Genomic DNA, 1,204 nt, shown 5'->3' on the forward strand with positions numbered 1-1,204 from the left:
TGATTCAAAGTGTGTCACAGGCGCTCTGGCCTGAGCTGCCAGCATGGGGTTGGCTCGGTGGTATCGCCTCCTCCTTGTGCTCGACACCGCTTCTGCCGCAACTGATCTTGATCTGATCAGTTTCCTGCAGGCGATTCCGGATGCCCGCATGCGGCGTGGGGTCCGCATTCCGGCCTGGTATTTGCTGCTGGTGGCGGTGCTCGGGATCCTGAGCGGTTGCCAGAGCCTGCGGGATCTGGAGCGGTTTTCTCGCCGTCACCACGCCGCGCTCACCAAGTCGCTTGGGCTTGAACTGCGCCGGCCCCCATCGGATTCGGCGTTCCGTTACTTCTTCCTGCAGGTGGATGTCGCGGCCCTGTGCGCGGCCATCCGTGACTGGACGATCGCTCAGATCCCAGGTGGTGCAGCGGATCTCGACCAACTGATTTGTGATGGCAAGACGCTGCGGGGATCGGTCAAGCCCACGCCTGGTGGCGGTTCAGCGTTCATCGCCCAGGTGACGCTGTACTCGGCCGCCTTGGGTGTGGCGATCTCCCAGGCCTGCTACGCCACCGGTGAGAACCACGAGCGGGCGGTGCTGAAACAGCTGTTGGGCGAGCTCGACCTGGAGGGGGTGCTGATCCAGGCGGATGCCCTGCACACGCAGCGCCCGATTTTCAACAGCTCCAGGAGCAGGGGGCCGACTTCCTCCTGACGGTGTAGGCGAAGCCATCCGCGAAGCGGTGAGCCAACCAGAAGACACTGCATCGCCAGATCCGATGCCAGTTCCAGGGGAAACGCCACATCCCTGTTGAGGCAAGTGTTTTCGAGGAAGGTCATGGCCGTGCCATCACCTGGACGCTCCGCGCCAAACAGGCACCGGAACACATCCGCGAGACCTGGAGCGGCACCGGCTGGATCGTGGAGGTGACAGCGATCGGCACCCGAGGAGACAAGCCGTTCAAAGCCACGCACCGATTCCTCACCAGCCTGCGGACCACCCCAGAAGCCCTGCTGCAACTGGTGAGAGACCGCTGGAGCATTGAGAGCTGGCACTGGATTAGCGACACCCAGCTCCATGAAGATGCCCACCGCTACCAGGGCAATGGAGCTGGGGCGATGGCCACGCTCAGGACGGCAGCACTCAACCTGCTCCGACTGGCTGGATTTCAGTCGATTCGAGCCGCATGCAGGCCGTAACTCACGACATCACGGCGCTACTGGC

2 protein-coding genes are annotated in these 1,204 nt (G+C 63.1%); both read left to right on the forward strand.

The features are described from left to right. The first annotated feature begins 43 nt into the window (after positions 1 to 43). Entirely contained in the window at positions 44 to 694 is a 651-nt protein-coding gene (locus tag CJZ82_RS19445) for an ISAs1 family transposase (protein WP_094556995.1), read from the forward strand. A gap of 89 nt (positions 695 to 783) precedes the next feature. After that, the gene (locus CJZ82_RS19450) at positions 784 to 1,179 is read left to right on the forward strand and encodes a transposase (RefSeq protein ID WP_255381110.1); all 396 of its coding nucleotides are present in this window, start codon (positions 784 to 786) and stop codon (positions 1,177 to 1,179) included. Positions 1,180 to 1,204: the final 25 nt, after the last annotated feature.

It is taken from the genome of Synechococcus sp. 1G10, from assembly GCF_002252625.1.
In the GTDB taxonomy this organism is placed as follows: Bacteria; Cyanobacteriota; Cyanobacteriia; order PCC-6307; family Cyanobiaceae; genus Regnicoccus_A.

What these genes read in the sequence shown, in the direction of transcription:
- CJZ82_RS19445 (WP_094556995.1), top strand. Translation starts at nt 44, where the DNA reads ATGGGGTTGGCTCGGTGGTATCGCCTCCTCCTTGTGCTCGACACCGCT.